Below are 23,624 nucleotides of genomic sequence, written 5' to 3'. Positions count from 1 at the left end.
CGCGGCGAGGCCGAGGGCGCGCTCACTCGTCGGTCACCTGCCTCCCGCTGTCCTGCACGGGGCAGCTGCCCGCCACCGCGCAGTGGCGGCATCCGTCGTTGCGCATGGCGAGGTAGCCGGGGCCCTGCGTGGACGCGGCGGCCTGGTGAATGGTGTCTCGCCAGTGCTCGAGCGCCTCGGCGTCCAACGGGGGCTGCATGCGCTGGGTAGCGCCCTCCGCCTTGCTCGGCTTCGCGACGTAGACCAGCCGGGCCCCACCGGGTTCGCCGGACGGACCGGCCCCGGTGTCCGTATCGGCGGAGCCGGGTTCCGCCGGTGCGTCGAGAGCGCCCATGGCGGCCGCCACCTGATAGGTCGCCAGCTGCGCGTGATCGACGGCGGCCTGCTTGGTGACGGGCGACTTGCCGGTCTTCACGTCGACGATCACGAATCGTCCCTGCGCGTCGCGCTCCAGCCGGTCGACGCGGCCCCGGATCCGCACGGCGCGTTCTTCTTCCGTGCGCGCCGGCAACACGCAATCCACCGGCACCTCGACGCCGGCCTGGGTGAGTTCGCCGCGGGTGTTGCGGACCCAGGCCGAGAAGGTATCCAGCATCGCCTCGGTGCGGCGCAGCTCTTGCCGGGAATGCCAGCCGGTCCCGGGATCCACCGCCTGCCAAGCGCGATCCAGCGCCTCGCGCACCTGGTCCGGGGGTACCTTGCCCGCGAGCGCCTGCACCAGCGTGTGCACCAGGTTGCCCTTGACGGCGTGCGGGTTGTCGCCGTCGGTGCCGCCGTTACGTTCCAGCGCCCAGCGCAGCGGGCAGGTGCGCAGCAATTCGACGGTCGAGGGCGACAGCGCCACCGCGCCGTCGTCCTCGGTCCACAGCGGTCGCCGCGAGCTGAGCTCGGCGGTGCCGTACCAGTCCTCGGGGTGGGTGCCCCGCACGCCCGCGTCCGCCAGCCGCGCGAGCTGATGCGCGGCGCGGCGCCTGCGCTCCGGATCGGCCTCGGGATCGCAGACCACGCCGCGCAATTCGGCGACCAGGGAGTGCATCACCAGGGCGCGTCCGGGATCGACCACCGGCAGCGCACCGGGCTCGCCGTCGTCGTCGTGTCCGAGCAGTTCGGCGAGGAAGCGCGAGGGCACCAGATCGCGTTCGCCCGCGACCGATTCCACGGCGGTGACCAGCAGCGAGCGCCGGGCCCGGCTGCACGCGACGAGCAGCAGCCTGCGCTCCTCGGCGAGGATCGGCGCCGCGCGGCTCACCCGTTCGCCCGCGTCGGACACCCCGGCGGTGAGATCGACCAGGTCCTCGGTGTGCAACAGGGTGCCGCGGGCGCGCGGGTTGGGCCAGATCCCCTCCTGGACCGCGGCGACGGCGACCACATCCCATTCCCGTCCGGCGGCGGCGTGCGCGCTCAGCAGCGCCACCGCCTCGCCCGGTGCCGTTCGCGGCGCCGCGTCCTGCGGAATCTCCTGTTGGGAGAGGTATTCGACGAACCCTTCGATGCTCGCGCGCGGCAACCGGTCGACGTAGGCGGCGGCCGCGTCGAACAACCCGACCGCGGCGTCCAGATCGCGATCGGCTTGCATGCCGACCGCGCCGCCGCGCTCCGACTGGGCCACCCAGCGCCGTTCCAGCCGGGAACCGGTCCACAGCGCCCACAGCACGTCCTCCAGGCTCGCGCCGCGTCCGCGCGCCTTCCGTGCCCGGCGCAGCGCGTCCAGGACCCGGCGCAGCGGCGCGGCCTCGACCTCGGTGAGCCGGTTCAGGATCGCCGGATCGCCGGTCCCGATCAACAGGTCGCGCAGCACCTGCGCGGAGGGGCGGTCGCCGTCCGTGTCGCGGTCCGGCGGCGGATCGTCGGCCGTGTCCGGGGTTTTCACCCCGGCGCGCACGGATTCCAGCGCAGCGCGCCGGATGCCCCGCCGCAGCCTGCGCAAGGCGATCTGGTCGGCGCCGCCCAGCGGGCCGGACAGCAAATCGAGGGCGTCCTCCGGTTCGAATGCCGGTTCCGCGCCCCGCTCGGCCGCCTCGCCCGCCAGGATCGCGCGCAGCGACAGCAGCATCCAGGCCGCGCCGCGCCTGCGCGCCAGCGGTGTGTCCAGCGCGGGTTGCTGCACGGGCACGCCCGCGGCGAGCAGGGCGCGGCGCAGCGGCGCCAGCGACAGCGGTACCGAACGCACGATCACCGCCATCCGCGACCACGGCACTCCGCCGGTGAGATGCGCCCGGCGCAAGTGGTCGGCGATGAGCGCGGCCTCCTTCGCGGGGGTGGCCAGCACCCGGACTCGCACCTCGGTGCCGTCCTCCCGCGGCCGGGTGCCTTCGGGCACCGGAATACGCTGCGGCGCACTGCCCGGCAGGCGTGCGGCGATCCGCGCGACCGCCAGCTCCACCTGACCGCCGCAGCGATGGCTGTCGCGCAGCACGATGCGCCGCTCGGGCGGCACGTCGAGCTCGGCGACGAACCGCGCGTCCGCGCCGCGGAAGGTGAAGACGGCCTGATCGGGATCGCCTGCGATCACCGTGGTCCGCGCGCTGTGTCCGATCGCCCTGACCAGGACGGCCGCCTGGGGGTCCAGGTGCTGCGCGTCGTCGACCAGCAGGTATCCGATCCTGGCGCGTTCGGCGGCAAGCAGATTCGGGTCGGCCGCCAGCGCGTCGAGCGCCGCGCCGACCAGTTCGGCGGCGTCCAGCGCGGGCGCGGTCGCCTCCGGCGCCTCGACGCCGACCGACCAGCGCAGCAGCATCGTCTGCTCGTAGCGGATGGCGAACCTGCCCGCCGCCACCCATTCGGGCTTGGCGTGCTCGCGGCCGAGCCGCACCAGGTCTTCCGGTCCGAGGCCGCGTTCGGTGGCCCGGAGCATGAGATCGCGCAATTGCTCGGCGAACCCGCCGAGCGCGAGCGCGGGCCGCAGTCGCTCCGGCCATAATCCGCTCGCGCCGTCGGCCATGTCGGCCAGATCGCCGCGCAGCATCTCGCGTACCACGGCGTCCTGTTCGGCGCCGGTGAGCAGCCGCGGCGGCGGGTTGCCATGCGCCAGCGCATGCCTGCGCAGTACGGAGAAGGCATACGAGTGCAGCGTGCGCACCAAGGGTTCTCGTGTGGCGCCGGGCACACCGCCCTCCGCGCCTGGTTCGGGTCCGCTCAACCGCGTGGTGATGGCGTCGCGCACGGCGCCTGCCGCTTGTTTCGAATGGGTCAGCACCAGGACCGATCCGGGATCGGCTCCGGCGGCGATGCGCTCGGTGGCGAGATCGACCAGCAGGGCGGTCTTGCCCGTGCCCGGGCCGCCGAGTACCTGCCAGGGCCGCCACCCCGGGCGCGCCGGACCGGCCGCGGCGGCGGCGTCCAGCAGCGCGCGAACGTCGGCGCCCCAGTCTCGCGGCCGGGGCGCCACCACAGTCCGGCGAACCAGTCGCACCGCGCCATCCGATCGCACCACGCGGGCTATTGCAACAGACACGACCGACACGCCGGTACACGCCTCCGCCCGACCGCCGGTGCGCGCGACTGCGGCGCAGGTCAAAATGGACCGGTGTCTGTTTTGAATGTCCATCGGTTCGGTCCGACGACGGGACCGGTGGTGCTGGCCCTGCACGGCGTGACCGGCCACGGCAAACGCTGGGAAGACCTGGCCACCCGGCATCTGCCCGATGTCCGCGTGCTCGCGCCCGACCTGCGCGGACACGGTCGCTCGACCTCGCTGCCGCCGTGGAACTTCGAGACCATCGTCGAGGATCTGGTCGGATTGGTCACCGCCGAGGCGGACGGCCCGGTGGTGGTGGTCGCGCACTCCTTCGGCGGCGCGTGCGCGCTGCACCTGGCGCATCGGCATCCCGAACTGGTGCGCAAGCTGGTGCTGCTCGATCCGGCCATCGCACTGGAACCGGAATGGCTCAACGAGATCGCGCTGTCCACCCTCGTCTCGGCCGACTACGACAGCGTCGAGCACGCGCGCCAGGACAAATTGGACACCGGCTGGGGTGACGTCGAGCCGCGGTTGCTGGAAGCCGAACTCGACGAACACCTGATGCCCACCGCGGACGGGCGCTTCGGCTGGCGGATGAGCCTGCCCGCCGTCAACTCCTACTGGGGCCAGTTGGCCCGCCACTGGGTGCTGCCGCCCGCCGACCTGCCCACCGTGCTGGTGCAGGCGATGAAGGTGCACCCGCCGTTCGTCACGCCGGAGTTCCGCGCGGCGCTCACCGAGCACATGGGCGCCCACCTGACCGTGCTCGAATGGAACTGCGATCACATGGTCGCCCAGGCGTATCCCGCCCAGACCGGTGAACTCGTGCGCTCGGTGCTCTGAGCCGATGCCGACCACCGACGCCCAGGTCGAGCAGGTGCGCGCGCTGGTGGCGGCGATACCGCCCGGACGGGTCGCCACCTACGGCGACATCGCGGCGGCCGCCGGTCTGTCCACGCCGCGCACGGTGGGCTGGATCATGCGCACCGACTCGGCCGACCTGCCCTGGCACCGCGTGCTCGGGGCGAGCGGCAAGCCCGCCGCGCACCTGGCCCACCGTCAGCTGCGCCTGCTCGCCGCGGAGGGCGTGCCGATCCACGACGGGCGCGTCGACCTGCGCGCCGCGCGTTTCCCGCTGCCCGATCTCCCGCCCGATCTCCCGCGCGACTGAGCACCGCTTTCCGAAATGCCTCCGTGCCCGAATGGCGGACAGTACCGTTGATCCATGCCCACCCGCCTGGCATGCGTCGCCTTCGATGCCGACCGGCCGCGTCCGGTCGCGGATTTCTGGGCCGAACTACTCGGCTGGAGCGTGACCCTCGACCGCCCCGATGAAGTGAACGTCGCGGCCCCCGACGCCGACGGTGGCGAGCTTGCGCTCACCTTCCTGCCCGCGATGCGGGCCAAGGTCGGCAAGAATCGCCTGCATCTAGATCTGGCCACCCGCTCGCTGGACCACCAGCGCACCCAGGTGGACCGGGCGCTGGCATTGGGTGCGCGATCGGTCGACATCGGCCAAGGCGCGGTGCCCTGGGCCGTGCTCGCCGACCCGGAGGGCAACGAGTTCTGCGTGCTCGAACCCAGGGAGGAGTACGTGGACACCGGATCCGTCGCGGCGATCGTGGTCGACACGCGCGACCCGCGGCGCCTCGCCGAGTTCTGGTCGGCCGCCACGGGCTGGCCGTCCACGCATCGCGGCGAGCGGCTGACCGGGCTGCGTTCACCGACCGGGCTCGGCTCCTGGCTGGAGTTCGTGCGCACCCCCGACGCGGGGTCCGGCCGGACCAGGCTGCGCCTGGATCTCACCTCGTTTCCGGCCGACGACCGGGCCGCGGAGGTCGCCCGGCTGCACGCGGCGGGCGCCACGACGATCGACCGGGGCGCCCCGGTGGCCGCCCGGGACACCGACCTCGTGCTCGCCGACCCGGAACTCAACGAGTTCCGGCTGCTGCCCCCGGCTCGCTTCTGGTCGAACGCCTGATCCGGGCCGTCCGCTCCCGGGCTTCCCGGCGATGACGAATTAGCATGGCCGCCATGGTGTACCTAGCTCGAGGTCGTGGCGTGTGATCGCCGCCGACGCGATCGTGCTCGCGGGCGGCCGGGCCAGCCGGATGGGCGGCGTGGACAAACCGGCCATCGTCATCGGCGGCCGTTCCATGCTCGAGGTGGCACTCGCCGCGGTCGCCTCGTGCGCGCACACGGTGGTCGTCGGACCGCATCGGCCCGAGCTGGCCCCGGAGATCATCCAGGTGCGCGAGGTGCCGCCCGGGTCGGGTCCGGTGCCTGCGATCGAGACGGGGCTGCGCGCCCTCGGCTCCGCCGCCCCGCTGGTGGTGGTGCTGGCCGCCGACCTGCCGTTCCTGTCGCCGTGGGCGATCACCGAGCTGATCCGGCACGCCACCGAATCCGGCGCGGACGCGGTGTTCGCCGCCGACGAGTCGGGGCGTCCGCAGTATCTGATCGGGGTGTGGCGGCGCTCCGCGCTGACCGCCGCGCTGGACGGGCTCGACGCGCTGATCAACCAGCCGATGAAAGCCCTGGTGCCCGCCGCCGCCGCGATCATCCCGCTCTCCGGCGTCGGCGACTGCGACACCGACGAGCAGGTACGGCAGGCCAGGGCGGCGGTCGACGCGCCACGGCAGCAACCGCCGCTCGACCTCGACGAAGCACGAACCGTTCTGCGCCGTAACCTGTTCCGGCTCACCACGTACGAGGCCGATCTGCATTCGGTGCTCGGGGCGGCGCTCGCGGGCCCGCTGACGGCGGCCGGGCCGCTGCCCCGCTTCGACGTCTCGGCGATGGACGGCTACGCGGTGGCGGGCGACGGCCCGTGGCGCCTGCGCCGCGATATCGGCTTCGCGGGCGGGCGGCGACCGGTGGGACTGCTGCCGGGCGAGGCGGTGCGGATCGCCACGGGGGCGCACGTCCCGGACGGCACCACGGGTGTGCTGCGCGACGAATTCGCGCACATCGCCGACGAGACGCTGTACCGCCTGCCGGACACCCCGCTTCGCGACGACATCCGCCGCCGCGGCGAGGACCGCGCGGCCGGTGATCCGGTCGCACCGGAGGGCACGCCGGTCACCGCGGCGTTGGTCTCCGCGGCCGCGAGCGTCGAGGTCACCGTGGCGCCGGTGTGCGGCCCGGTCCGCGCGCGCATCGTGATGACCGGGGACGAGATCCGCAGCGAGGGGCCGCTGCAAGCGGGGCAGACCCGCGACTCGATCGGTCCTGTCCTGCCGGATCTATTGTCCTGGAACGGCATTCGCGCCGCCGATCGGGTGCATCTGCGCGACACTCCGCACGGCTTCGACGAGGTCATGACCGTCGCGCCGGAGTGCGACCTGCTGGTGATTGTCGGGGCGACCGGCGGCGGCGCCGCCGACCAGCTCCGCGGTGCCCTCGCCCGCGCCGGAGCCGAGATCCTGGTGCCGCGGCTGCGGCTGCGACCGGGCGGTTCCACCGTCGTGGCCCAGCTCGCCTCCGGCACCACGGTGCTCGGCCTGCCCGGCAACCCGTTCGCCGCCGTCGCGACGCTCATGGCGCTCGCGCCGGCGATCGTCGAGGGCCGCACCGGCGCCGCTCCCGCGCGCCCACTGCGCGGACCGCTGCACAACGCCGCCGAGATCACCGGACCGGTGCCCCGCATCGTCCCGGCCCGCGCCGCCGACGACGGTGGCTGGATCGGCGACCCGACCATCCGCACGGCACATCTCGGTGGCCTCGTCGACCGCGACGGCTTGGTCGTCGTCCCGCCCGACGCCGACGACGGAGCGATCGTCGAATTCCTGCCGCTGCGCCGCTGAGGCAACGCGTCGCGTTCCGGGTTCGTCGCTTTTGGGCACGAAGTGCCTGCAGCGCAGTCCTTCCAGGAGAACGAGTGGGCACAGGAACCCGAAGGCGCGCCGAGACCCGGTCCCGGCGTCGAACCGAAGTCGTTGTCTCACAGTGGGATCAGCGGTAGCGGCGGCGACCACTCGAATGATCCGCACGCTTCTTCACGACAGCGGAATCGAATTCACCGCGATAAACACCGACGCACCCGCGCAAGCGTCACCACTTGCCCCGGTTCACCCTTTGCCCCAACTCCTGCCCGCTGGTCAGGAAAATGTCAACCAGAGGCACACCGCAACCGAATTCGTTATCTAAATCAATGCGAATATTGCTCCTACCTGCGTAAACATGGCAGATCTGCCGCTAAGGGGCATATTTTTCATTTCCCCTTCCAGACGCCATACCCGCTCGCTATCGTGAGTTCGTTAGGCGAATATCAATCCCCCGGAAAGGACCGTGTGGAGATGACTGAAAAGTCGAAGAAAACGCCTAAGAAAATGCCGAAGCAGATGCCGAGGCAGCAGCAGCAACAGCGCCAAGAGCAGGACATGCGCGAGGGCGCGGACATGGAAGGCCGTCGGGGCACCAGGAGCGAGATGCCCGACCGGCGCGGCGAGCAGGAGCGCCGCCGCTAGTTGATCTGCGCCACCCGCGCCGCCGGCCCCAACTCCTCCCGGGACCGGCGGCCGCGGTCGTTCGAGACCCGTGCGCTTACCCCGCAGGTAATTGCCGCACCGCGCGCGGCGGACCTACCGTCGATGCGACGCCATCCCCGGCGTGATCGAACGAAGGAAGGCCAAACGCCATGTCCGCCTATGGCTTCGCCCACCTCCGCAGTCGCAGGGCCCATCCCGACATCCTCGAATACCTGGAGCGCATCCAGGCCACCTTGGACCCGTTCGGCGGCCGCTTCGTCATCCACGGGCCCCCGGCCGAGGTCGTGGAAGGCAACTGGCCCGGCAGCATGGTGCTGATCGAGTTCCCCGGGATGACCGAGGCGCGGGAGTGGTACCGCTCGCCCGCCTACCAGGAGATCCTGCCGCTGCGCGCCGAGCACATCGACGGCGACCTGCTGCTGATCGAGGGCGTCGGCCCGGACTACGACCCTCGCGAACGCGCCGCGAAACTGCGCACCCCGGCCGCCTGACGCGATTTCGGCCCGCCATCCCCCGTCCGATACCGTTGACCAGGCACGACACGGTTCGACGCGAGAAGGATGCGCCTGATGGACGACAGCTCTCTGGTCTGGGACGACGGCGCGCTCGTCACCATCGACCAGCGCGGCCTGCCGCACAAGGTGCGTGAACTGCGGCTGAGCACCGTCGACCAAGTGATCGACGCGATCAAGGCGCTGGCCATCCGCGGCGCGCCCGCCATCGGCATCGCGGGAGCTTTCGGCGTCGTCATCGCCACCTCCGCGCACACCGTGGACGGCGTGGTGGACGAGGCGGCGGCGCAGGCCGAGGCGGACCGGATCGCCGCCGCGCGGCCGACCGCGGTGAATCTGGCCTGGGCGGTGCGGCGGGTTCGGACGAAGGTGGGCCACGGCGCGGGCGCGGTCCTCGCCGAGACGCTCGACATGCTCGCCGAGGACGGCCGGGTCAACCGGGCCGCCGCCACCCACGCCGCCGACCTGGTGCAGCGCCTGTGTGCGGACCGGCCGCTGCGTGTGCTCACCCACTGCAACACCGGGCGGCTGGCGACCAGCGCGTTCGGCACCGCTATCGGCACGCTGCGGGTGCTGGCCGAACGCGGCGCGATCGAACAGGTGCTGGTGGACGAGACCCGGCCGCTGTTGCAGGGCGCGCGGCTGACCACCTGGGAACTCGCCGAAGCGGGCATCCCGCACCGGCTCACCATCGATTCCGCAGCGGCCTGGGCGATGGCGACCGGACAGGTCGACTGCGTGCTCGTCGGCGCCGACCGGGTCACCGCCAACGGCGACGTCGCCAACAAGATCGGCACCTACGGTCTCGCGCTCGCCGCCCGCCACCACGGCATCCCGTTCGTCGTGGTCGCCCCGGAGTCGACCCGCGACCTGTCGATGGCCACCGGCCGTGAGATCGTCGTGGAGGAACGCGCGGCAGCCGAAGTGACCGGATTCGGTGGCACGCCAACGGCTCCCGCTCGGACCGAGGTCTTCAACCCGGCGTTCGACGTCACGCCGGGTGAGCTGGTGACCGCGGTGGTCACGGAGAACGGCGTGGTGCACCGCGGCGATTCGTCACACGGCGCCGCGACCGCGAGCAGCGCCACCGAACTCGGCTCCGACCCGTCGCACGGCGCGGCCATCGCGAACATCGCTCGCGAGCTCTACCGGCGTGGCTGGATGCCGGGCACGGCGGGCAACATCTCGGTGCGCACCGGCGCCACCGCCCTGGTCACCGGAAGCGGGTTGTCCAAAGGCGAACTCACCGAGCGCGACATGGTCACCGTGCGGGTAGCGGACTCCGCGCCGGTGGCAGGCCACGGACGCAAACCCTCCGCCGAGACGACGATCCACACCGCCGTCTACCGGACCCGTCCGGCCCAGGCGGTCGTGCACATTCATCCGCCGTTCGCCACCGCACTGGCCACCCGCTCGGCGTCCCCCGGCACGCTCGCGACGCTGCGGATCACCGACTACGAACTGATCAAGGGGCTCGGCGGCGGCGATCCGGCCGTCGCGGAGATCCCGGTTTTCCCGAACTGGCCCGAGGTGCCGCGCATCGGCGCGGACATCGAACGCTACCTGCTCGACCATCCCGGCGCGCTGCCCGTCCTGGTCATCGCCGGTCACGGCATCACTGCCTGGGGCGATGATCTCGCCCAGGCGCGCGATCGCGCCGAATGCCTGGAAGCATTATGTGAGCTGGTGTCCCGCACCGGCAGTCCGGCGGCGTTCGCTCCGCGCGACGACTTTCTCGAGATTGGACTGACATGACCCTCCTGCAGGTGATGGCCGCGGGTGACGCGGCCGACGTGCGCGTACGCACCAGCGACGACGAGGTGATCGGCACCGAACTGGCGAAGCACGGCGTAACCTTCGGCCGCTGGCCGGTGGTCGAGAACGCCGCGTCGGCGTCTTCCGAGGAGTTGCTCGCGCACTACGCGACGAACGTCGCGGAACTGAACGGCTCCGGGCGCTACAAGCACATCGACATCGCCCGCATCCACCCCGACGACGCCGACCCGCAGTGGCCGCAGATCGCCGCGGGTGCGCGCGGGAAGTTCCTCGACGAGCACCGGCACGCCGAGGACGAGGTGCGCTTCTTCGCCGCCGGACGCGGCTGCTTCTATCTGCACCTGGGCGAGGAGGTCTTCGCGGTGGTGTGCGAGGGCGGCGACCTGCTCTCGGTACCCGCGGGCACGCTGCACTGGTTCGACATGGGCGAGCGCCCCGATTTCATCGCCGTCCGCTTCTTCGAGGAAGCGGACGGCTGGGTCGGCGACTTCACCGGCGACAAGATCAGCGCGGGCTTTCCCACCCTCGACGAGCTGCTGACCGCGCCGTGATCGACGCCGTCGTCGTCGATATCGAGGGCACCACCAGCCCCACCGCCGCGGTCCGCGAAGACCTGTACGGCTATACCCGGCAACGGCTCCCGGAGTGGCTGGCCGAGAACGGCTCCACGAACGCTGCTCCCGTGCTGGCCGCGACCAGGGAGCTGGCCGGACGCCCGGACGCGGGCCCGGAGGAAGTCGCCGGGATCCTGCGCGAGTGGCTCGACACCGACGTCAAGGCCGAGCCGCTCAAGACCGCGCAGGGCCTGATCTGCGCGGAGGGCTTCCGTGGCGGCGCACTGCACGGCGAGTTCTTCCCGGACGTGCCACCGGCGCTCGCCACGTGGCACGCCGCCGGGCTCGCGCTGTACGTCTACTCCTCGGGATCGGTACGCAATCAGCGGGATTGGTTCGCCTTCGCGCGCGGCGGCAGCCTGTCCGAGCTGATCAGCGGGTACTTCGATCTGTCGACGGCGGGCGGCAAGCGCGAGTCGTCCTCCTACGACAAGATCGCGGGCTCGATCGGCGCGCCCGCCGAACGCATCCTGTTCCTGTCCGATCATCCGGACGAACTCGATGCCGCTGTCGCCGCGGGGTGGCGCGTGGTCGGCCTCGCCCGGCCCGGCGAGCCCAATCCGCCTCGGCCGCCGCACCGCTGGGTCGACACGTTCGCCGATATCGATCCCGCCGACCAGGGCTGAGACGCTGGCCGACGCGTTAATCCGCCCATCCCGCAACCACTTTCGTTCCCTGCCTCGCCGGGGCTTTAGGTGACGCGGCACCGGCTACCCGCGCAGGCCGTCGAGGCGAAGCGTGATCGGCTGCGTCTCAGCGAGATTCAGGATCGACGGCCAGGACCGAGCGGCCGCCGTCCACGGCCAGGGTGGCTCCGTTGACGCAGCCGCCGTCGGTGGAGAGCAGGAATTCGACGGCACGCGCCCAGCTCCTGCGCGCGATCGGTGGCCCGTTCGGCGGTCTCCTCGGCGCCCGCGTCGCCCGCCACGACGGTGACCCGTCCGACCGCCCAGGACAGCGACTCCGCGTCGCGCTCGACCACCACCACCGCGTGGCCGCGAGCCAGCAATCGAGCCACGATCGCGCGGCCGATTCCGCGTCCGCCACCGGTCACCACGTAGAACAGTGTCGTCCGGTCGATGGTAGACAGACGAGCCATCGGGACGGCGTGGACCGCTCGGCGCCAGACGAATTCGTGGACGGCGATTCCTAGAACCACGCGGGGAACGGCAATTTCTCGCAGCGTCGAGCGAATTCTCAGCGAATTGTGATTGTGCTTACAATACGCTGTCAGGAAACACAGGCCGAAACACTCCGAAACGGATAAGCGGGGCGCCCCGGACAGCCGCTCCTTTGTGTTAACAAATGTAAAGCACTGGAGAACCGGCCGTTTCCAAAGCATCACCGACGCGGGCCCGCGTGAACCCCTCCGCTCCGATTCCCTCCAGTTCAGAGCGGGTTCGCCCTGGTCGACCCACCGGACCACCCTGGGAAGCCGCGCACTACCGTGACCGGGAGGTTGCGCCGATCTCACAACTCACCACGCTCTCGAATGGGCTGTGAGAAAGAGGTTTGGCCAGCCGTGCGCGCCTCTTTACAGTCGGAACATCCACCCGATCGCACAGCTCGAAGGGGACGTCGTGGTTAATTCCCGCACCCAGGGTCACGCACCCTCCGCCCCGGCCGCCGACGCCGGGGACGCGCTCTTGCGGCTGGGGAAGTACTTCCACCGGGGCGAGGTGTCGTCCGATCAGCGGACGCTGCACAAGGTCGGCGGGCGCAGTGCCGACGAGTTCTACCGCGATCGCTGGTCCCACGACAAGGTGGTGCGCTCCACGCACGGCGTGAACTGCACCGGCTCGTGCTCGTGGAAGATCTACGTGAAAGACGGTGTGATCACCTGGGAGTCGCAGCAGACCGACTACCCGTCGGTGGGCGCCGACAAGCCGGAGTACGAGCCGCGCGGCTGTCCCCGCGGTGCGTCGTTCTCCTGGTACACCTACTCGCCCGCCCGGGTGCGCTACCCCTACGTGCGCGGCACATTGCTCGAGCTGTACCGGGAAGCCAAGTCCCGGCTCAAGGATCCGGTGCTGGCCTGGGCCGACGTCGTCGAAGACCCGGAGAAGGCGCGCAGCTACAAGGCCGCGCGCGGCAAGGGCGGATTCGTGCGCGCCGAGTGGTGGGAGGCGGCCGAGATCGCCGCCGCCGCACACGTCTACACGATCAAGCGGTACGGCCCGGACCGGGTGGCCGGGTTCTCGCCGATTCCGGCCATGTCCATGGTCAGCCACGCCGTCGGCGCCCGGTTCATCTCGCTGCTCGGCGGCTCCATGCTGTCGTTCTACGACTGGTACGCCGACCTGCCGGTGGCCTCGCCGCAGGTGTTCGGCGACCAGACCGACGTGCCCGAGTCGGCGGACTGGTTCGACGCCGGTTACCTCATCATGTGGGGCTCGAACGTGCCGGTCACCCGGACACCGGACGCGCACTACATGACCGAGGCCCGCTACCGGGGCCAGAAGGTGGTCGTGGTCTCCCCCGACTACGCCGACAACACCAAGTTCGCCGACGAGTGGGTGCCCGCGCGCCCCGGCACCGACGCGGCCCTCGCCATGGCGATGGGGCACGTGGTGCTGAAGGAGTTCTTCGTCGAGAAGACCACGCCGCGCTTCCTCGACTACATCAAGCGCTTCACCGACCTGCCGTTCCTCATCACCCTCGACGAGCGGGACGGGGCCTACGTCCCCGGCAAGTTCCTCACCGCCGCCGACCTGGGCCGCACCGGCGAGGGCGTGCAGTTCCAGACGGTGCTGCTGGACGCGCAGGCGCAGCCGGTGGTGCCGAACGGCTCGCTCGGCCATCGTTTCGGCGACGAGGGGGCCGGGCGCTGGAACCTCGATCTCGGGGACGTCGATCCCCTCCTGAGTCTGTACGGCCGCACCGACGACGTTGCGGCTGTACGGATTCCCCGCTTCGACAGCGACACTCCCGGCGTGCTCACCCGCGGCGTGCCGACCACGACCGTCGCGGGCAGGCGCGTCACCACGGTCTTCGACCTGCTGCTCGCGCAATACGGCGTCGGCCGCGACGGTCTGCCCGGCACGTGGCCCCGCGGCTACGACGACGCGGACGAGCCCTACACCCCGGCCTGGCAGGAAGCCATCACCGGAGTGCCCGCCGTGCAGGCCCAGCGCATCGCGCGCGAGTTCGCCGACAACGCCGAGCGTTCCGGCGGCCGCTCGATGATCCTGATGGGCGCGGGCACCAACCACTGGTTCCACTCCGACCAGATCTACCGCGCGTTCTTCACCCTGACCCTGCTGACCGGCTGCCAGGGCGTGAACGGCGGCGGCTGGGCGCATTACGTCGGGCAGGAGAAGTGCCGCCCGGTGACCGGCTGGTCCACCCTGGCCTTCGGCCTGGACTGGCAGCGCCCGCCACGGCAGATGCAGGGCACGGTGTTCTGGTATCTGACCAACGACCAATGGCGCTACGACCCGTTCACCGCCGAGCCATTCGCTTCACCCCTGGGCACCGGCAAGTTCGCCGGCCGCACCGCCGCCGACAACATCGCCCTCGCCACCCGGCTGGGCTGGATGCCCAGCTATCCGACCTTCGACCGCAACCCGCTCGACCTGGTGGACGAGGCCGAGGCCGCGGGCAAGACCGCTCCAGAGCACGTGGTGGACGGGCTGAAGTCCGGCGACCTGCGGTTCGCCTGCGAGGACCCGGACGCGCCGGAGAACTTCCCACGGTGCCTGACCGTGTGGCGGGCGAACCTGCTCGGCTCCTCGGGCAAGGGCAACGAGTACTTCCAGCGTCATCTGCTGGGCGCCGACTCCAATCTGCAGACCACCGACGCCACCGGCGTGCGGCCGCAGGAGCTGACCTGGCGGGAGACCGCGGCCACCGGCAAGCTGGATCTGCTGTTGTCGCTGGACTTCCGGATGACCAGCACCACGCTGTTCTCCGACATCGTGCTGCCCGCCGCCACCTGGTACGAGAAGCACGACCTGTCCTCCACCGACATGCACCCGTTCGTGCACGCCTTCTCCCCGGCCATCTCGCCGCCCTGGGAGGCCAAGACCGACTTCGACGCCTTCCACCGGATCGCCCGCGGGTTCTCCTGGATGGCCGAGAAGCATCTCGGCAAGCGCAAGGACATCGTCGCGGTGCCGTTGCAGCACGACTCGCCGGACGCGACGGCGCAGGCGGGCGGTCGCGTGCTGGACTGGAAAGCCGGTGAGTGCGAACCGATTCCGGGCAAGACCATGCCGAAACTGGTCGTGGTCGAACGCGACTATCCGAAGCTGGCGGAGAAGATGGCCGCGCTCGGGCCGCTGATCGACACGCTGGGCGTCACCACCAAGGGCGTCACCACCTATCCCGACCAGGAGGTCGAGTACCTCGCCGGGGTGAACGGCACGGTCGTGTCCGGTGTGGCGCAGGGCCGCCCGTCGCTGGCCAAGGACACCCACGCGGCCGAGGCGATCCTCGCGTTGTCGGGCACCACGAACGGCCGTCTGGCCGTGGAGGGTTTCCACGCGCTGGAACGCCGCACCGGCACGAAGCTGGCCGACCTGGCCGCGGAGCACGAGGGCAAGCGGATCACCTTCGCCGACACCCAGGCCCGCCCGGTTCCGGTGATCACCTCGCCGGAGTGGTCGGGCAGTGAGACCGGCGGACGCCGCTACTCGCCGTTCACCATCAACACCGAGCGGCTCAAGCCCTGGCACACGCTCAGTGGGCGCCAGCACTTCTACCTCGATCACGACTGGATGATCGAGCTCGGCGAGCAGCTGCCGATCTTCCGCCCGCCGCTGGACATGACCGCCCTGTTCCACGAGCCCTCGATCGGTGACGTGGGCGACAAGGGTGTCACCGTGCGCTACCTCACCCCGCACTCGAAGTGGTCGATCCACTCCGCCTACCAGGACAACCTGCACATGCTGACGCTCTCGCGCGGCGGGCAGACGATCTGGATGTCCGATCGCGACGCGGCGAAGATCGGTGTGGCCGACAACGACTGGATCGAGGCGATCAACCGCAACGGCATCGTGGTGGCCCGCGCCATCGTCAGCCACCGGATGCCCGAGGGCACCGTGTTCATGTACCACGCGCAGGACCGCGCGGTGGACGTGCCGCGCATCGAGGGCATCGGCGAGGACACCAAGGGCCGGGGCAAGCGCGGCGGCATCCACAACGCGCTCACCCGCATCATGATCAAGCCCAGCCATCTCATCGGCGGCTACGCGCAGCAGTCCTTCGCGCTGAACTACCACGGCCCCACCGGAAATCAGCGCGACGAGGTCACGACGATCCGCAAACGGTCGCAGGAAGTGGAGTACTGACATGGGCGAGGGCGGCACGCGAGCCTACACGCACTTACCGGCGCAAGTAGGCGGTACTGACATGGGCGAGGGCGGCACGCGGACCCACCACGCACCTACCGACGCAGGAAAGCGGTACTGACATGCGAGTCATGGCACAGCTGGCCATGGTGATGAACCTGGACAAGTGCATCGGCTGCCACACCTGCTCGGTCACCTGCAAGCAGGCCTGGACCAATCGCGGCGGCACCGAGTACGTCTGGTTCAACAACGTGGAGACCCGGCCCGGACAGGGCTATCCGCGGCAATACCAGGATCAGGAGAAGTGGAAGGGCGGCTGGACGCTGAACAAGCGCGGCAAGCTCACCCTGAAGTCCGGCTCCCGGCTGAAGCGGCTGCTGAACATCTTCGCCAACCCGGATCTGCCCACGGTCGAGGACTACTACGAGCCGTGGAGCTACGACTACGACAACCTGCTGTCCTCGCCGCCGATCGACACCACGCCGGTGGCGCGGCCCAAATCGCTGATCACCGGCGAGGACACGAAGGTCACCTGGGGCGCCAACTGGGACGACGACCTCGGCTCGGGTCCCGAGCAGGTCGGCAAGGACCCGCTGCTGGCGAAGCTGTCCGATCAGGTGAAACTGGAGTTCGAAGAGACCTTCATGTTCTACCTGCCGCGGATCTGCGAGCACTGCCTCAATCCGTCGTGCGCGGCGTCGTGCCCCTCCGGCGCGATCTACAAGCGCGCCGAGGACGGCATCGTGCTGGTGGACCAGGACAAGTGCCGCGGCTGGCGGCAGTGCGTGTCCGGCTGCCCGTACAAGAAGATCTACTTCAACCACAAGACGGGCAAGGCGGAGAAGTGCACCTTCTGCTACCCGCGTGTGGAAGTCGGCATCCCGACGGTGTGCTCGGAGACCTGCGTCGGGCGATTGCGCTACATCGGCGTGATGCTCTACGACGCCGACGCCGTGCTGGAGGCCGCGTCGGTCACCGAGGACGCCGATCTCTACCCGTCCCAGCTCGGTGTGTTCCTCAATCCCCATGATCCGCGCGTGATCGCCGAGGCCGAGCGCGCCGGGATCTCGCCGGAATGGATTCAGGCCGCCCAGGATTCGCCGGTCTACAAGCTGATCGTGGACTACCAGATCGCGCTGCCGCTGCATCCGGAGTACCGCACCATGCCGATGGTCTGGTACGTGCCGCCGCTGTCGCCGGTGGTGGACGTGCTCACCGAGACCGGGCACGACGGCGAGAACGCGTCGAACCTGTTCGGCGCCATCGACGCGCTGCGCATTCCGGTGGAGTACCTGGCCGAGCTGTTCACCGCGGGTGACGTGGGCCCGGTGCGCGCGTCGTTGCAGCGCCTGGCGGCGATGCGTTCGTTCATGCGGTCGGTGAACCTCGGGGAGGAGCCCGATCCCTCGATCGCGCCGTCGGTGCGGCTGGAGCCGGAGGAGATCGAGGCGATGTACCGGCTGCTGGCCATCGCCAAGTACGAGCATCGCTACGTCATCCCGACCGGCGCTGGAGCCCGCGCGCACGAATTGGATTCGCTCGCCACCGGATGCAGCCTGGACACCGACGGCGGGCCGGGCATGACGGCGTTCGACCAGATGGTGGAGAAGTTCCACCTCACCGACTCCAACGGCGCCGCGCCGCAGGAGAAGTCGTCCCGGATCAATCTGCTGAACTGGGACGGGAAGAGCACCGACGGTTTGCTGCCGAGCAACGGCGCTGCCAACGGCAACGGGCACGCGAACGGCCACACCAACGGCAGCGGCAACGGCTCCGGCAACGGGCACGCCGACGGCGCGAGCAACGCCGCCGGTGATCCGGCCTCGACTCCGACCGGAGCGGGGCGATGAGCCTGCTGAAGCTGCGGCGCCGCCCGGAACCGGCGGTCGAACTGGCCCAGCGCGACCGTCAGTTGGTCTGGCGGATCGCCGCGCTGCTGCTGGACTACCCGGGCGAGCAGACGCTGGCCATGGTCGACCAGTTGGCGACGGCCGCGACCGCCCTACCGGACGAAGTGCGCGCCCACCTGGACGAATGCCTCGACTACCTGCGGACGACTCCGCCGCTGGAACTCGCCGCGGACTACGTCGCGACCTTCGACATGCGCCGCCGCGCCAGCCTGCATCTGACCTTCTACGCCTACGGCGACACCCGAAAGCGCGGGATGGCGCTGCTGCGGTTCAAGCACGCCTACCGGCACGCCGGTGTCGAACTCGGTGACGAAGAGCTGCCCGACCACCTGCCCGTGCTGCTGGAGTTCGCCGCCACCGTCGATCCGATCGGCGGCGAACGGCTGCTCGGCGAGCACGTTCCGGTGCTGGAGCTGCTGCGGCTTTCGCTGTCGGACAACGGCTCCCCTTATGCCGGAGTGCTCGCGGCGATCGGGGCCACGCTGCCGCCGCCGACCACCGCGGATCGCAGGCGCATCGCCGAACTCGCCGCCCAGGGGCCGCCCGAAGAGGAAGTCGGATTGGAACCCTTCGCGATGGACCCCTCCCTGTTCGACGGATCGGAAGGCCGACGATGAACGCAACGCCGCACCTGCCGATCGCGCTGTGGCTGATCCTGCCGTACATCGCGTTCACCTCGTTCGTGCTCGGGCACCTGTGGCGCTACCGCAACGACCAGTTCGGCTGGACCACGCGCTCTTCACAGATCTACGAGAGCCGCCTGCTGCGCCTGGGCAGCCCGCTGTTCCACTTCGGCATGCTCGGGGTGTTCGGCGGTCACGTGCTCGGCGTGCTGATCCCGGAATCGTGGACCTCGGCCGTGGGGATCTCCGAGCACCTCTACCACGTGATCGCCGTCGCGGCGGGCTCGGTGGCCGGTCTCGCCGTGCTGGCGGGCGTGGGCATCCTGCTCTACCGGCGTTTCACAGTGCCCGCCGTCCGCAAGGCGACGACCGGCAACGACAAGCTGATGTACGCGCTGCTGGCCGCCGCGCTGGTGACCGGACTGCTCAACACGTGGGGCAGCAATCTGCTGTGGGGCACCTACAACTACCGCGAGACCGTCTCGCCCTGGTTCCGCAGCCTGTTCACACTCGCCCCTGAGCCCGAACTCATGGTGGACACGCCGTGGACCTTCCAGCTGCACGGTTTGGTCGTGCTCGCGCTGATCGGGCTGTGGCCCTACACCCGGTTGGTGCACATGTTCAGTGCGCCCGTCGGCTACTTGATGCGGCCGTACGTGATCTACCGCAGCAAGGAATACGACGCTCCCGACAAGCGGCGTTACGCCCGGGCGTGGGACGCGCCCGTCACTCCCGAACGCTGGCGTTAGAGACGCCGCGCATGAAGACCCCGTCCGGACAATGGCGTCCGGGCGGGGTCTTCCGCGTCGGCGGGCGTCGCGGCGGCACTCGACCGGTCGGCGGTGCGGTATCCCGAAGGGTCAGGCGTTGTCGTAGGCGTCTTGCAGCACCTCGACGTCGAGCTTGGACATCGACCGCAGGGCGGTGCCGACGGCGATGGTCTTGGCGGGATCCTCGCCGCCCATCAGCTTCGGCAGCGCGGCGGGCACGACCTGCCAGGACAGGCCGTAGCGGTCGGTCAACCAGCCGCACGGCCCGGGCTCGCCGCCGTCGGCGGTGAGGGCGTCCCACAGGCGATCGATCTCGTCCTGAGTGTCCACGACCACCTGCAGTGACGCGGCATCGGTGAGCGGGTGGTCCGGCCCGCCGTTCATCAGCGTGACCGGGTGACCGTCGAGATCCAGCGAGACGATGAACGCCGACCCATCGGAGTTGCGGGATGCCTCGACCACCCGCGAGTTCGGAATCACCGAGACGTACAAGGCGGCGGCTTCCTCGGCGGCGTTGTCGAACCAGAAGAAGGTGTTGACGGACATGATGTGCTCCTGCGCTGTGGTGTGACTGGCTGTCACCTACCGGTCGGAGCCACCCGTCCGCCTTCGACATAGTTCGCGAAGTTTCTCGAAATATTTTTCCGGGAGCGTCGCGCACTCTGGGCCAGGTGATCGCTGGGAGAGCTTCGATAGCCCTCTACTTCGCAGCTTTTCGCAGGCAGAACCATCGACCCATCGGGGTAACCAGGCATACGCTGAAGTTTGGCCGCTGCGGTGTGGTCTATCCCACTTTCGGGGACTCGAGTCTCAGCGCCCCGGCTCCGGCGGTGCAGTGGCCGTCGAGGCGAGCAAGGAGTGAGCAATGAAGGGTGGAGGAAGAATCGCGTTAGGGGTGGGCATCGGGTACTTCCTGGGCCGCACGCGCAAGATGCGCTTCGCGTTGTCGCTGGCGGGCGCCGCGATGGCCAAGCGATCCGGAGGAACGACCGGCGACCTGCTCGAGCGCGGGACGTCGCTGCTCAAATCGTCGCCCGAGCTGTCCAAGATCACCGACACCGTGCGCGGCGAGTTGCTCGGCGCGGCGCGGTCCGCCGCGGTCACCGCGGCGAGCAACCGGCTCGATGCGCTGAACACCCGGTTGCAGCAGGGTTCGACGCTGCTCGCGGACGAGGATCGAGGCGGCTCCCGGGAGACGGATTCCGGCGAGGACGAGTACGACGACGAACAAGCGTCCGCCGAGGACGAGGAGCAGACGTCCTCCGATGAGGATCAGGATCAGGATCTCGAGGACGAGTACGAGGAAGACGAGGACGACACCGAGCGGCCCGCGGACGAGGACGAGGACGACGCCGAGCGGCCCGCCGCGCGGCCGCGCGCTCGCCGGTCGGGCGCCTCCGCCAAGCGCGGAGCGGGCTCCCGGACCGCGGACCGTTCGTCCGGCTCCGCGGACCGCAAGCCGACCGGAACCCGTGGACGCCGTAGTCGCTCCGATGCCGACGACGCGCCGCCCGTGCGTCGCACGAGGAGATGAGCCCGATGGCGAAGACGTTGCGCGACGCGACAGCCGGAGTCGGCAAACTGGCCACCGACACCGCGGGCCGGGCCACCAAAACCGCGACCCGAGCGGGTTCGACCGCCAAGAAAGCGGGATCGAGCGCAGGGAAGAAGGCCCCACCGGCCAAGCCGACCGGCCTTCTGCAGGAGTCGATGCAGAACCTCGCCGGGACCCTGGCCGACCGGGCGGTGTCCGGGCTGACGAACAAGGTGTCGCAGACCGCGGGCCGGTTGACCGAGTACGCCGAAGGCGGTAGCGGCAATCTGCTGTCGGCGGTGACCGGCGTGGAGAAGCTCGCCGGCGGCGCCTCGCCGTTGCAGGCGGCCATGAGCATGGGCAAGAGCAAGATCGGTCACACGCTGCGCCAAGGGTTCGAGTCGGCGAAGGAGTCGCTGACCGGCGGCAAGGGCAAAGGTGGCGGCAAGAAGATCAAGCTGACCAATATCGTCGAGCACATCGACGTCGGCGTTCCCCTCGACCTGGCCTACGACCAGTGGACCCAGTTCGCGGACTTCCCGAAGTTCACCAAGAAGCTCGAGCAAGTCGAGCAGATGGCCGACGAGAAGCTCAGCTGGACCGGCAAAGTGTTCTGGTCCAGGCGCACCTGGGAATCCACGATTCTCGAGCAGGTGCCGTTCGAGCGGATCGTCTGGCGTTCCAAGGGCCCCAAGGGCTACATCGATGGCGCGGTCACCTTCCACGAGATCACGCCGGGCTATACCCGCATCCTCGTGGTGCTGGAATACCACCCGAAAGGGTTTTTCGAGAAGACCGCCAACATGTGGCGCGCGGCCGGTCGCCGATGCCGCTTGGAACTCAAGCACTTCCAGCGGCACGTCATGACCGAGGCCGTGTTGCATCCCGACGACATCGTCGGCTGGCACGGCGAGATCCGCGACAGCGAGGTCGTCAAGGACGACGAGACCGCACGACGCGAGGAGGAAGAGAACACCGAGGAAGACCGAGCGGACGACGAGGCGTCCGCTGACGAAGAACCGGACGAAGAACCGGACGAAGAGCCCGACGAAGAGCCCGACGAGGAGCCCGACGAAGAAGACGAGACCGACGAGCAAGAATCCGACGAGCGAGACGAGAGCGAGGACGAGGAGGAGGACGAATCCGAGCCGCCCCGCCGTCGCCCGGCCGCTCGCCGCACCACCGTGACCCGCCGGTCGCGCGAGAGGCGAGGAGCACACACATGACCATCGAACCCGCAGGCGGAGGCGGCGGAGGCGGAGGCGGAGCAGGCACGATGGCGCGCCCCAACTCCTCCAGCCTGGCCGACGTGATCGACACGATTCTCGACAAAGGCCTGGTCATCGACGCGTTCGCACGCGTGTCGCTGGTCGGCATCGAATTGGTGACCATCGACGCTCGCGTCGTGGTGGCCAGTGTCGACACCTATCTGCGTTTCGCCGAGGCCGTCAACCGGCTGGAGATCTCCACCAGCGAACCGAAGGGGATCACCGACATCGTCGGCGACGTCACCCAGGGCGCGGCGAAGCACAAGACGAGCGGCGCGCTCGAGGCGGCCGGCGAGAAGGTCATGGACTTTCTCGGCGACGTGCAGGACAAGCGTCAGACGGCGAGTCGGCCCAGGCGCAGGGAGGATTGATGACTACCGCTCGAGCCGCCGTGTATGTCTACGGCATCGTGCCCGCCGATGTGGAGCCCGAGCCGCATGCCACCGGCGTCGGCGATCCTCCTGGCGAGGTCGGGGTGGTGCGCCACGGCGAGATCGCCGCGCTGATCAGCACGCTCGAATCCGATCGGCCGCTGGGCACACCCGACGACCTCACCACGCACGCCGAGCTGCTGGACGGCTCCGCGGCCGTGGCCCCGGTGCTGCCGCTGCGGTTCGGCGCGGTCATGACCGACACCGAGGCGGTGGAGAACGAATTGCTCGAGGCGAACGAGGAAGAATTCCGCTCCGCGCTGGAGCAACTCGAGGGCCGTGCGCAGTTCGTGGTCAGAGGGCGCTACGTCGAGAACACCATCCTGCGTGAACTCCTCGACGAGAACGCCGATGCCGCCCGGCTGCGCGAGGAGATCCGCGACAAACCGGAGGATGCCACCCGCAATGCCCGGATCGCGCTGGGCGAGCTGATCAATCAGTCCATCGAGGCCAAGCGAGCCGAGGACACCCGCAAGGTGGTCGCCGAACTCGAGCAGTTCGAGCCACTCGTCAACCAGCGGGATCCCACCCATGAGGAAGAGGCCGTCCACATCGCGGTGCTGGTGGAGCTGGCCCGCCAAGAAGAGCTGGAGGAAACGCTGCGCCGGCTCGGCGAGGAGTGGGACGGCCGCGTGGAGCTGAACCTGCTCGGTCCGATGGCGGCCTACGACTTCGTCACCAAGCGCACACCCGAGGGGTGAGACATGGGTCTGCTGTCGACGATCTTGTCATTGCCCGTCGCGCCGGTCCGCGGCGTCATCTGGTTGGGCGAAGTGATCCAGGACCAGGTGGACCAGAAGATGCACGACCCCGCCACCATGCGGCGGGAACTCGAGGAGATCGATGCGGCCGCGGCAGCCGGTCAGCTGTCCGAAGAAGAGCGGAAACAAGCGCAGCAGGCGGTCCTGGATCGCATGACCGGTCGGCAAGCGTGATCGCGATCGA

The 23,624-nt window shown here is 69.9% G+C and carries 21 protein-coding genes; 18 read left to right on the top strand and 3 right to left on the bottom strand.

Features of this window, described 5'->3' with window-relative positions; genetic code table 11:
* Positions 1 to 22 precede the first annotated feature (22 nt).
* Positions 23 to 3,454, bottom strand: coding sequence for an ATP-dependent helicase (locus tag ACZ6DL_RS00295; RefSeq protein WP_466047940.1), 3,432 nt, complete (start codon positions 3,452 to 3,454; stop codon positions 23 to 25).
* Positions 3,455 to 3,526: 72 nt separating this feature from the next.
* Here ACZ6DL_RS00295 and ACZ6DL_RS00290 point away from each other — a divergent pair, with 72 nt between their 5' ends.
* The 9 genes from ACZ6DL_RS00290 (at position 3,527) to mtnC (ending at position 11,478) form a co-directional block, all read left to right on the top strand.
* Positions 3,527 to 4,303, top strand: coding sequence for an alpha/beta fold hydrolase (locus tag ACZ6DL_RS00290; protein WP_466047938.1), 777 nt, complete (start codon positions 3,527 to 3,529; stop codon positions 4,301 to 4,303).
* A gap of 4 nt (positions 4,304 to 4,307) precedes the next feature.
* Entirely contained in the window at positions 4,308 to 4,631 is a 324-nt protein-coding gene (locus ACZ6DL_RS00285) for an MGMT family protein (RefSeq protein ID WP_466047936.1), read from the top strand.
* Between the two features lie 54 nt (positions 4,632 to 4,685).
* Positions 4,686 to 5,441, top strand: coding sequence for a VOC family protein (locus ACZ6DL_RS00280; RefSeq protein WP_357130302.1), 756 nt, complete (start codon positions 4,686 to 4,688; stop codon positions 5,439 to 5,441).
* Between the two features lie 82 nt (positions 5,442 to 5,523).
* On the top strand, positions 5,524 to 7,266 hold the full coding sequence (locus ACZ6DL_RS00275; RefSeq protein ID WP_466047934.1) for an NTP transferase domain-containing protein: 1,743 nt from the start codon (positions 5,524 to 5,526) through the stop codon (positions 7,264 to 7,266).
* A gap of 492 nt (positions 7,267 to 7,758) precedes the next feature.
* Positions 7,759 to 7,929 carry a hypothetical protein gene (locus ACZ6DL_RS00270; RefSeq protein WP_157106832.1) on the top strand — a complete coding sequence of 57 codons (171 nt, stop codon included), beginning with the start codon at positions 7,759 to 7,761 and terminating at the stop codon, positions 7,927 to 7,929.
* Between the two features lie 170 nt (positions 7,930 to 8,099).
* Positions 8,100 to 8,441 (top strand): DUF1330 domain-containing protein, encoded by a 342-nt coding sequence (locus ACZ6DL_RS00265; RefSeq protein ID WP_466047931.1) that lies wholly within the window; start codon positions 8,100 to 8,102, stop codon positions 8,439 to 8,441.
* A 78-nt stretch (positions 8,442 to 8,519) separates the two neighbouring features.
* Complete coding sequence (gene mtnA / locus ACZ6DL_RS00260) at positions 8,520 to 10,217, top strand: S-methyl-5-thioribose-1-phosphate isomerase (protein WP_466047929.1); 1,698 nt, start codon at positions 8,520 to 8,522, stop codon at positions 10,215 to 10,217.
* Positions 10,214 to 10,789 carry a 1,2-dihydroxy-3-keto-5-methylthiopentene dioxygenase gene (locus tag ACZ6DL_RS00255; RefSeq protein ID WP_466047927.1) on the top strand — a complete coding sequence of 192 codons (576 nt, stop codon included), beginning with the start codon at positions 10,214 to 10,216 and terminating at the stop codon, positions 10,787 to 10,789. The genes mtnA and ACZ6DL_RS00255 overlap by 4 nt, the downstream gene beginning before the upstream one ends.
* Positions 10,786 to 11,478 carry an acireductone synthase gene (gene mtnC, locus ACZ6DL_RS00250; RefSeq protein WP_466047925.1) on the top strand — a complete coding sequence of 231 codons (693 nt, stop codon included), beginning with the start codon at positions 10,786 to 10,788 and terminating at the stop codon, positions 11,476 to 11,478. Before ACZ6DL_RS00255 ends, mtnC begins: the two co-directional genes overlap by 4 nt.
* A gap of 137 nt (positions 11,479 to 11,615) precedes the next feature.
* Here the strand turns inward: mtnC and ACZ6DL_RS00245 are convergent, their stop codons facing one another.
* On the bottom strand, positions 11,616 to 11,951 hold the full coding sequence (locus ACZ6DL_RS00245; RefSeq protein WP_083863992.1) for an SDR family NAD(P)-dependent oxidoreductase: 336 nt from the start codon (positions 11,949 to 11,951) through the stop codon (positions 11,616 to 11,618).
* Between the two features lie 481 nt (positions 11,952 to 12,432).
* Here ACZ6DL_RS00245 and ACZ6DL_RS00240 point away from each other — a divergent pair, with 481 nt between their 5' ends.
* The 4 genes from ACZ6DL_RS00240 (at position 12,433) to narI (ending at position 19,425) form a co-directional block, all read left to right on the top strand.
* Positions 12,433 to 16,143 (top strand): nitrate reductase subunit alpha, encoded by a 3,711-nt coding sequence (locus tag ACZ6DL_RS00240; RefSeq protein ID WP_466047923.1) that lies wholly within the window; start codon positions 12,433 to 12,435, stop codon positions 16,141 to 16,143.
* A 131-nt stretch (positions 16,144 to 16,274) separates the two neighbouring features.
* Entirely contained in the window at positions 16,275 to 17,993 is a 1,719-nt protein-coding gene (gene narH, locus ACZ6DL_RS00235) for a nitrate reductase subunit beta (protein ID WP_466047921.1), read from the top strand.
* Positions 17,990 to 18,670: a nitrate reductase molybdenum cofactor assembly chaperone gene (gene narJ, locus ACZ6DL_RS00230; RefSeq protein ID WP_040868986.1), complete on the top strand. Its 681-nt coding sequence runs from the start codon at positions 17,990 to 17,992 to the stop codon at positions 18,668 to 18,670. Before narH ends, narJ begins: the two co-directional genes overlap by 4 nt.
* Positions 18,667 to 19,425: a respiratory nitrate reductase subunit gamma gene (gene narI / locus ACZ6DL_RS00225; protein ID WP_466047919.1), complete on the top strand. Its 759-nt coding sequence runs from the start codon at positions 18,667 to 18,669 to the stop codon at positions 19,423 to 19,425. Before narJ ends, narI begins: the two co-directional genes overlap by 4 nt.
* Positions 19,426 to 19,536: 111 nt before the next feature.
* On the opposite strand, the gene ACZ6DL_RS00220 is transcribed toward narI, so the two are convergent.
* Positions 19,537 to 19,992: a VOC family protein gene (locus ACZ6DL_RS00220; RefSeq protein ID WP_040869100.1), complete on the bottom strand. Its 456-nt coding sequence runs from the start codon at positions 19,990 to 19,992 to the stop codon at positions 19,537 to 19,539.
* Between the two features lie 319 nt (positions 19,993 to 20,311).
* On the opposite strand from ACZ6DL_RS00220, the gene ACZ6DL_RS00215 reads away from it, so the two are divergent.
* From ACZ6DL_RS00215 to ACZ6DL_RS00195, 5 genes are read left to right on the top strand one after another with little or no spacing between them, the layout of a single operon-like run.
* Positions 20,312 to 20,980, top strand: coding sequence for a hypothetical protein (locus ACZ6DL_RS00215; protein WP_466047917.1), 669 nt, complete (start codon positions 20,312 to 20,314; stop codon positions 20,978 to 20,980).
* A gap of 5 nt (positions 20,981 to 20,985) precedes the next feature.
* Positions 20,986 to 22,206 carry an SRPBCC family protein gene (locus ACZ6DL_RS00210; RefSeq protein WP_466047915.1) on the top strand — a complete coding sequence of 407 codons (1,221 nt, stop codon included), beginning with the start codon at positions 20,986 to 20,988 and terminating at the stop codon, positions 22,204 to 22,206.
* Entirely contained in the window at positions 22,203 to 22,619 is a 417-nt protein-coding gene (gene gvpJ, locus ACZ6DL_RS00205) for a gas vesicle protein GvpJ (RefSeq protein WP_466047913.1), read from the top strand. The genes ACZ6DL_RS00210 and gvpJ overlap by 4 nt, the downstream gene beginning before the upstream one ends.
* Positions 22,619 to 23,380 carry a GvpL/GvpF family gas vesicle protein gene (locus tag ACZ6DL_RS00200; protein WP_466047911.1) on the top strand — a complete coding sequence of 254 codons (762 nt, stop codon included), beginning with the start codon at positions 22,619 to 22,621 and terminating at the stop codon, positions 23,378 to 23,380. The genes gvpJ and ACZ6DL_RS00200 overlap by 1 nt, the downstream gene beginning before the upstream one ends.
* A gap of 3 nt (positions 23,381 to 23,383) precedes the next feature.
* Positions 23,384 to 23,614 carry a gas vesicle protein GvpG gene (locus ACZ6DL_RS00195; RefSeq protein ID WP_040868994.1) on the top strand — a complete coding sequence of 77 codons (231 nt, stop codon included), beginning with the start codon at positions 23,384 to 23,386 and terminating at the stop codon, positions 23,612 to 23,614.
* Positions 23,615 to 23,624 lie beyond the last annotated feature (10 nt).

The organism is Nocardia sp. NPDC041819, from assembly GCF_055590505.1.
The sequence above is the reverse complement of the archived record's forward strand: the minus strand, read 5'-3'. Positions and strand labels throughout refer to the sequence as shown.

Excerpts from the sequence above, each read along its gene's own strand:
- ACZ6DL_RS00200 (WP_466047911.1), top strand. The coding sequence starts at position 22,619 with ATGACTACCGCTCGAGCCGCCGTGTATGTCTACGGCATCGTGCCCGCC.
- ACZ6DL_RS00210 (WP_466047915.1), top strand. The coding sequence starts at position 20,986 with ATGGCGAAGACGTTGCGCGACGCGACAGCCGGAGTCGGCAAACTGGCC.
- ACZ6DL_RS00265 (WP_466047931.1), top strand. The coding sequence starts at position 8,100 with ATGTCCGCCTATGGCTTCGCCCACCTCCGCAGTCGCAGGGCCCATCCC.
- ACZ6DL_RS00280 (WP_357130302.1), top strand. The coding sequence starts at position 4,686 with ATGCCCACCCGCCTGGCATGCGTCGCCTTCGATGCCGACCGGCCGCGT.
- ACZ6DL_RS00285 (WP_466047936.1), top strand. The coding sequence starts at position 4,308 with ATGCCGACCACCGACGCCCAGGTCGAGCAGGTGCGCGCGCTGGTGGCG.
- gvpJ (WP_466047913.1), top strand. The coding sequence starts at position 22,203 with ATGACCATCGAACCCGCAGGCGGAGGCGGCGGAGGCGGAGGCGGAGCA.
- ACZ6DL_RS00255 (WP_466047927.1), top strand. The coding sequence starts at position 10,214 with ATGACCCTCCTGCAGGTGATGGCCGCGGGTGACGCGGCCGACGTGCGC.
- ACZ6DL_RS00245 (WP_083863992.1), bottom strand. The coding sequence starts at position 11,951 with ATGGCTCGTCTGTCTACCATCGACCGGACGACACTGTTCTACGTGGTG.
- narH (WP_466047921.1), top strand. The coding sequence starts at position 16,275 with ATGGCACAGCTGGCCATGGTGATGAACCTGGACAAGTGCATCGGCTGC.
- narJ (WP_040868986.1), top strand. The coding sequence starts at position 17,990 with ATGAGCCTGCTGAAGCTGCGGCGCCGCCCGGAACCGGCGGTCGAACTG.
- ACZ6DL_RS00195 (WP_040868994.1), top strand. The coding sequence starts at position 23,384 with ATGGGTCTGCTGTCGACGATCTTGTCATTGCCCGTCGCGCCGGTCCGC.
- mtnA (WP_466047929.1), top strand. The coding sequence starts at position 8,520 with ATGGACGACAGCTCTCTGGTCTGGGACGACGGCGCGCTCGTCACCATC.
- narI (WP_466047919.1), top strand. The coding sequence starts at position 18,667 with ATGAACGCAACGCCGCACCTGCCGATCGCGCTGTGGCTGATCCTGCCG.
- ACZ6DL_RS00215 (WP_466047917.1), top strand. The coding sequence starts at position 20,312 with ATGAAGGGTGGAGGAAGAATCGCGTTAGGGGTGGGCATCGGGTACTTC.
- ACZ6DL_RS00270 (WP_157106832.1), top strand. The coding sequence starts at position 7,759 with ATGACTGAAAAGTCGAAGAAAACGCCTAAGAAAATGCCGAAGCAGATG.
- ACZ6DL_RS00220 (WP_040869100.1), bottom strand. The coding sequence starts at position 19,992 with ATGTCCGTCAACACCTTCTTCTGGTTCGACAACGCCGCCGAGGAAGCC.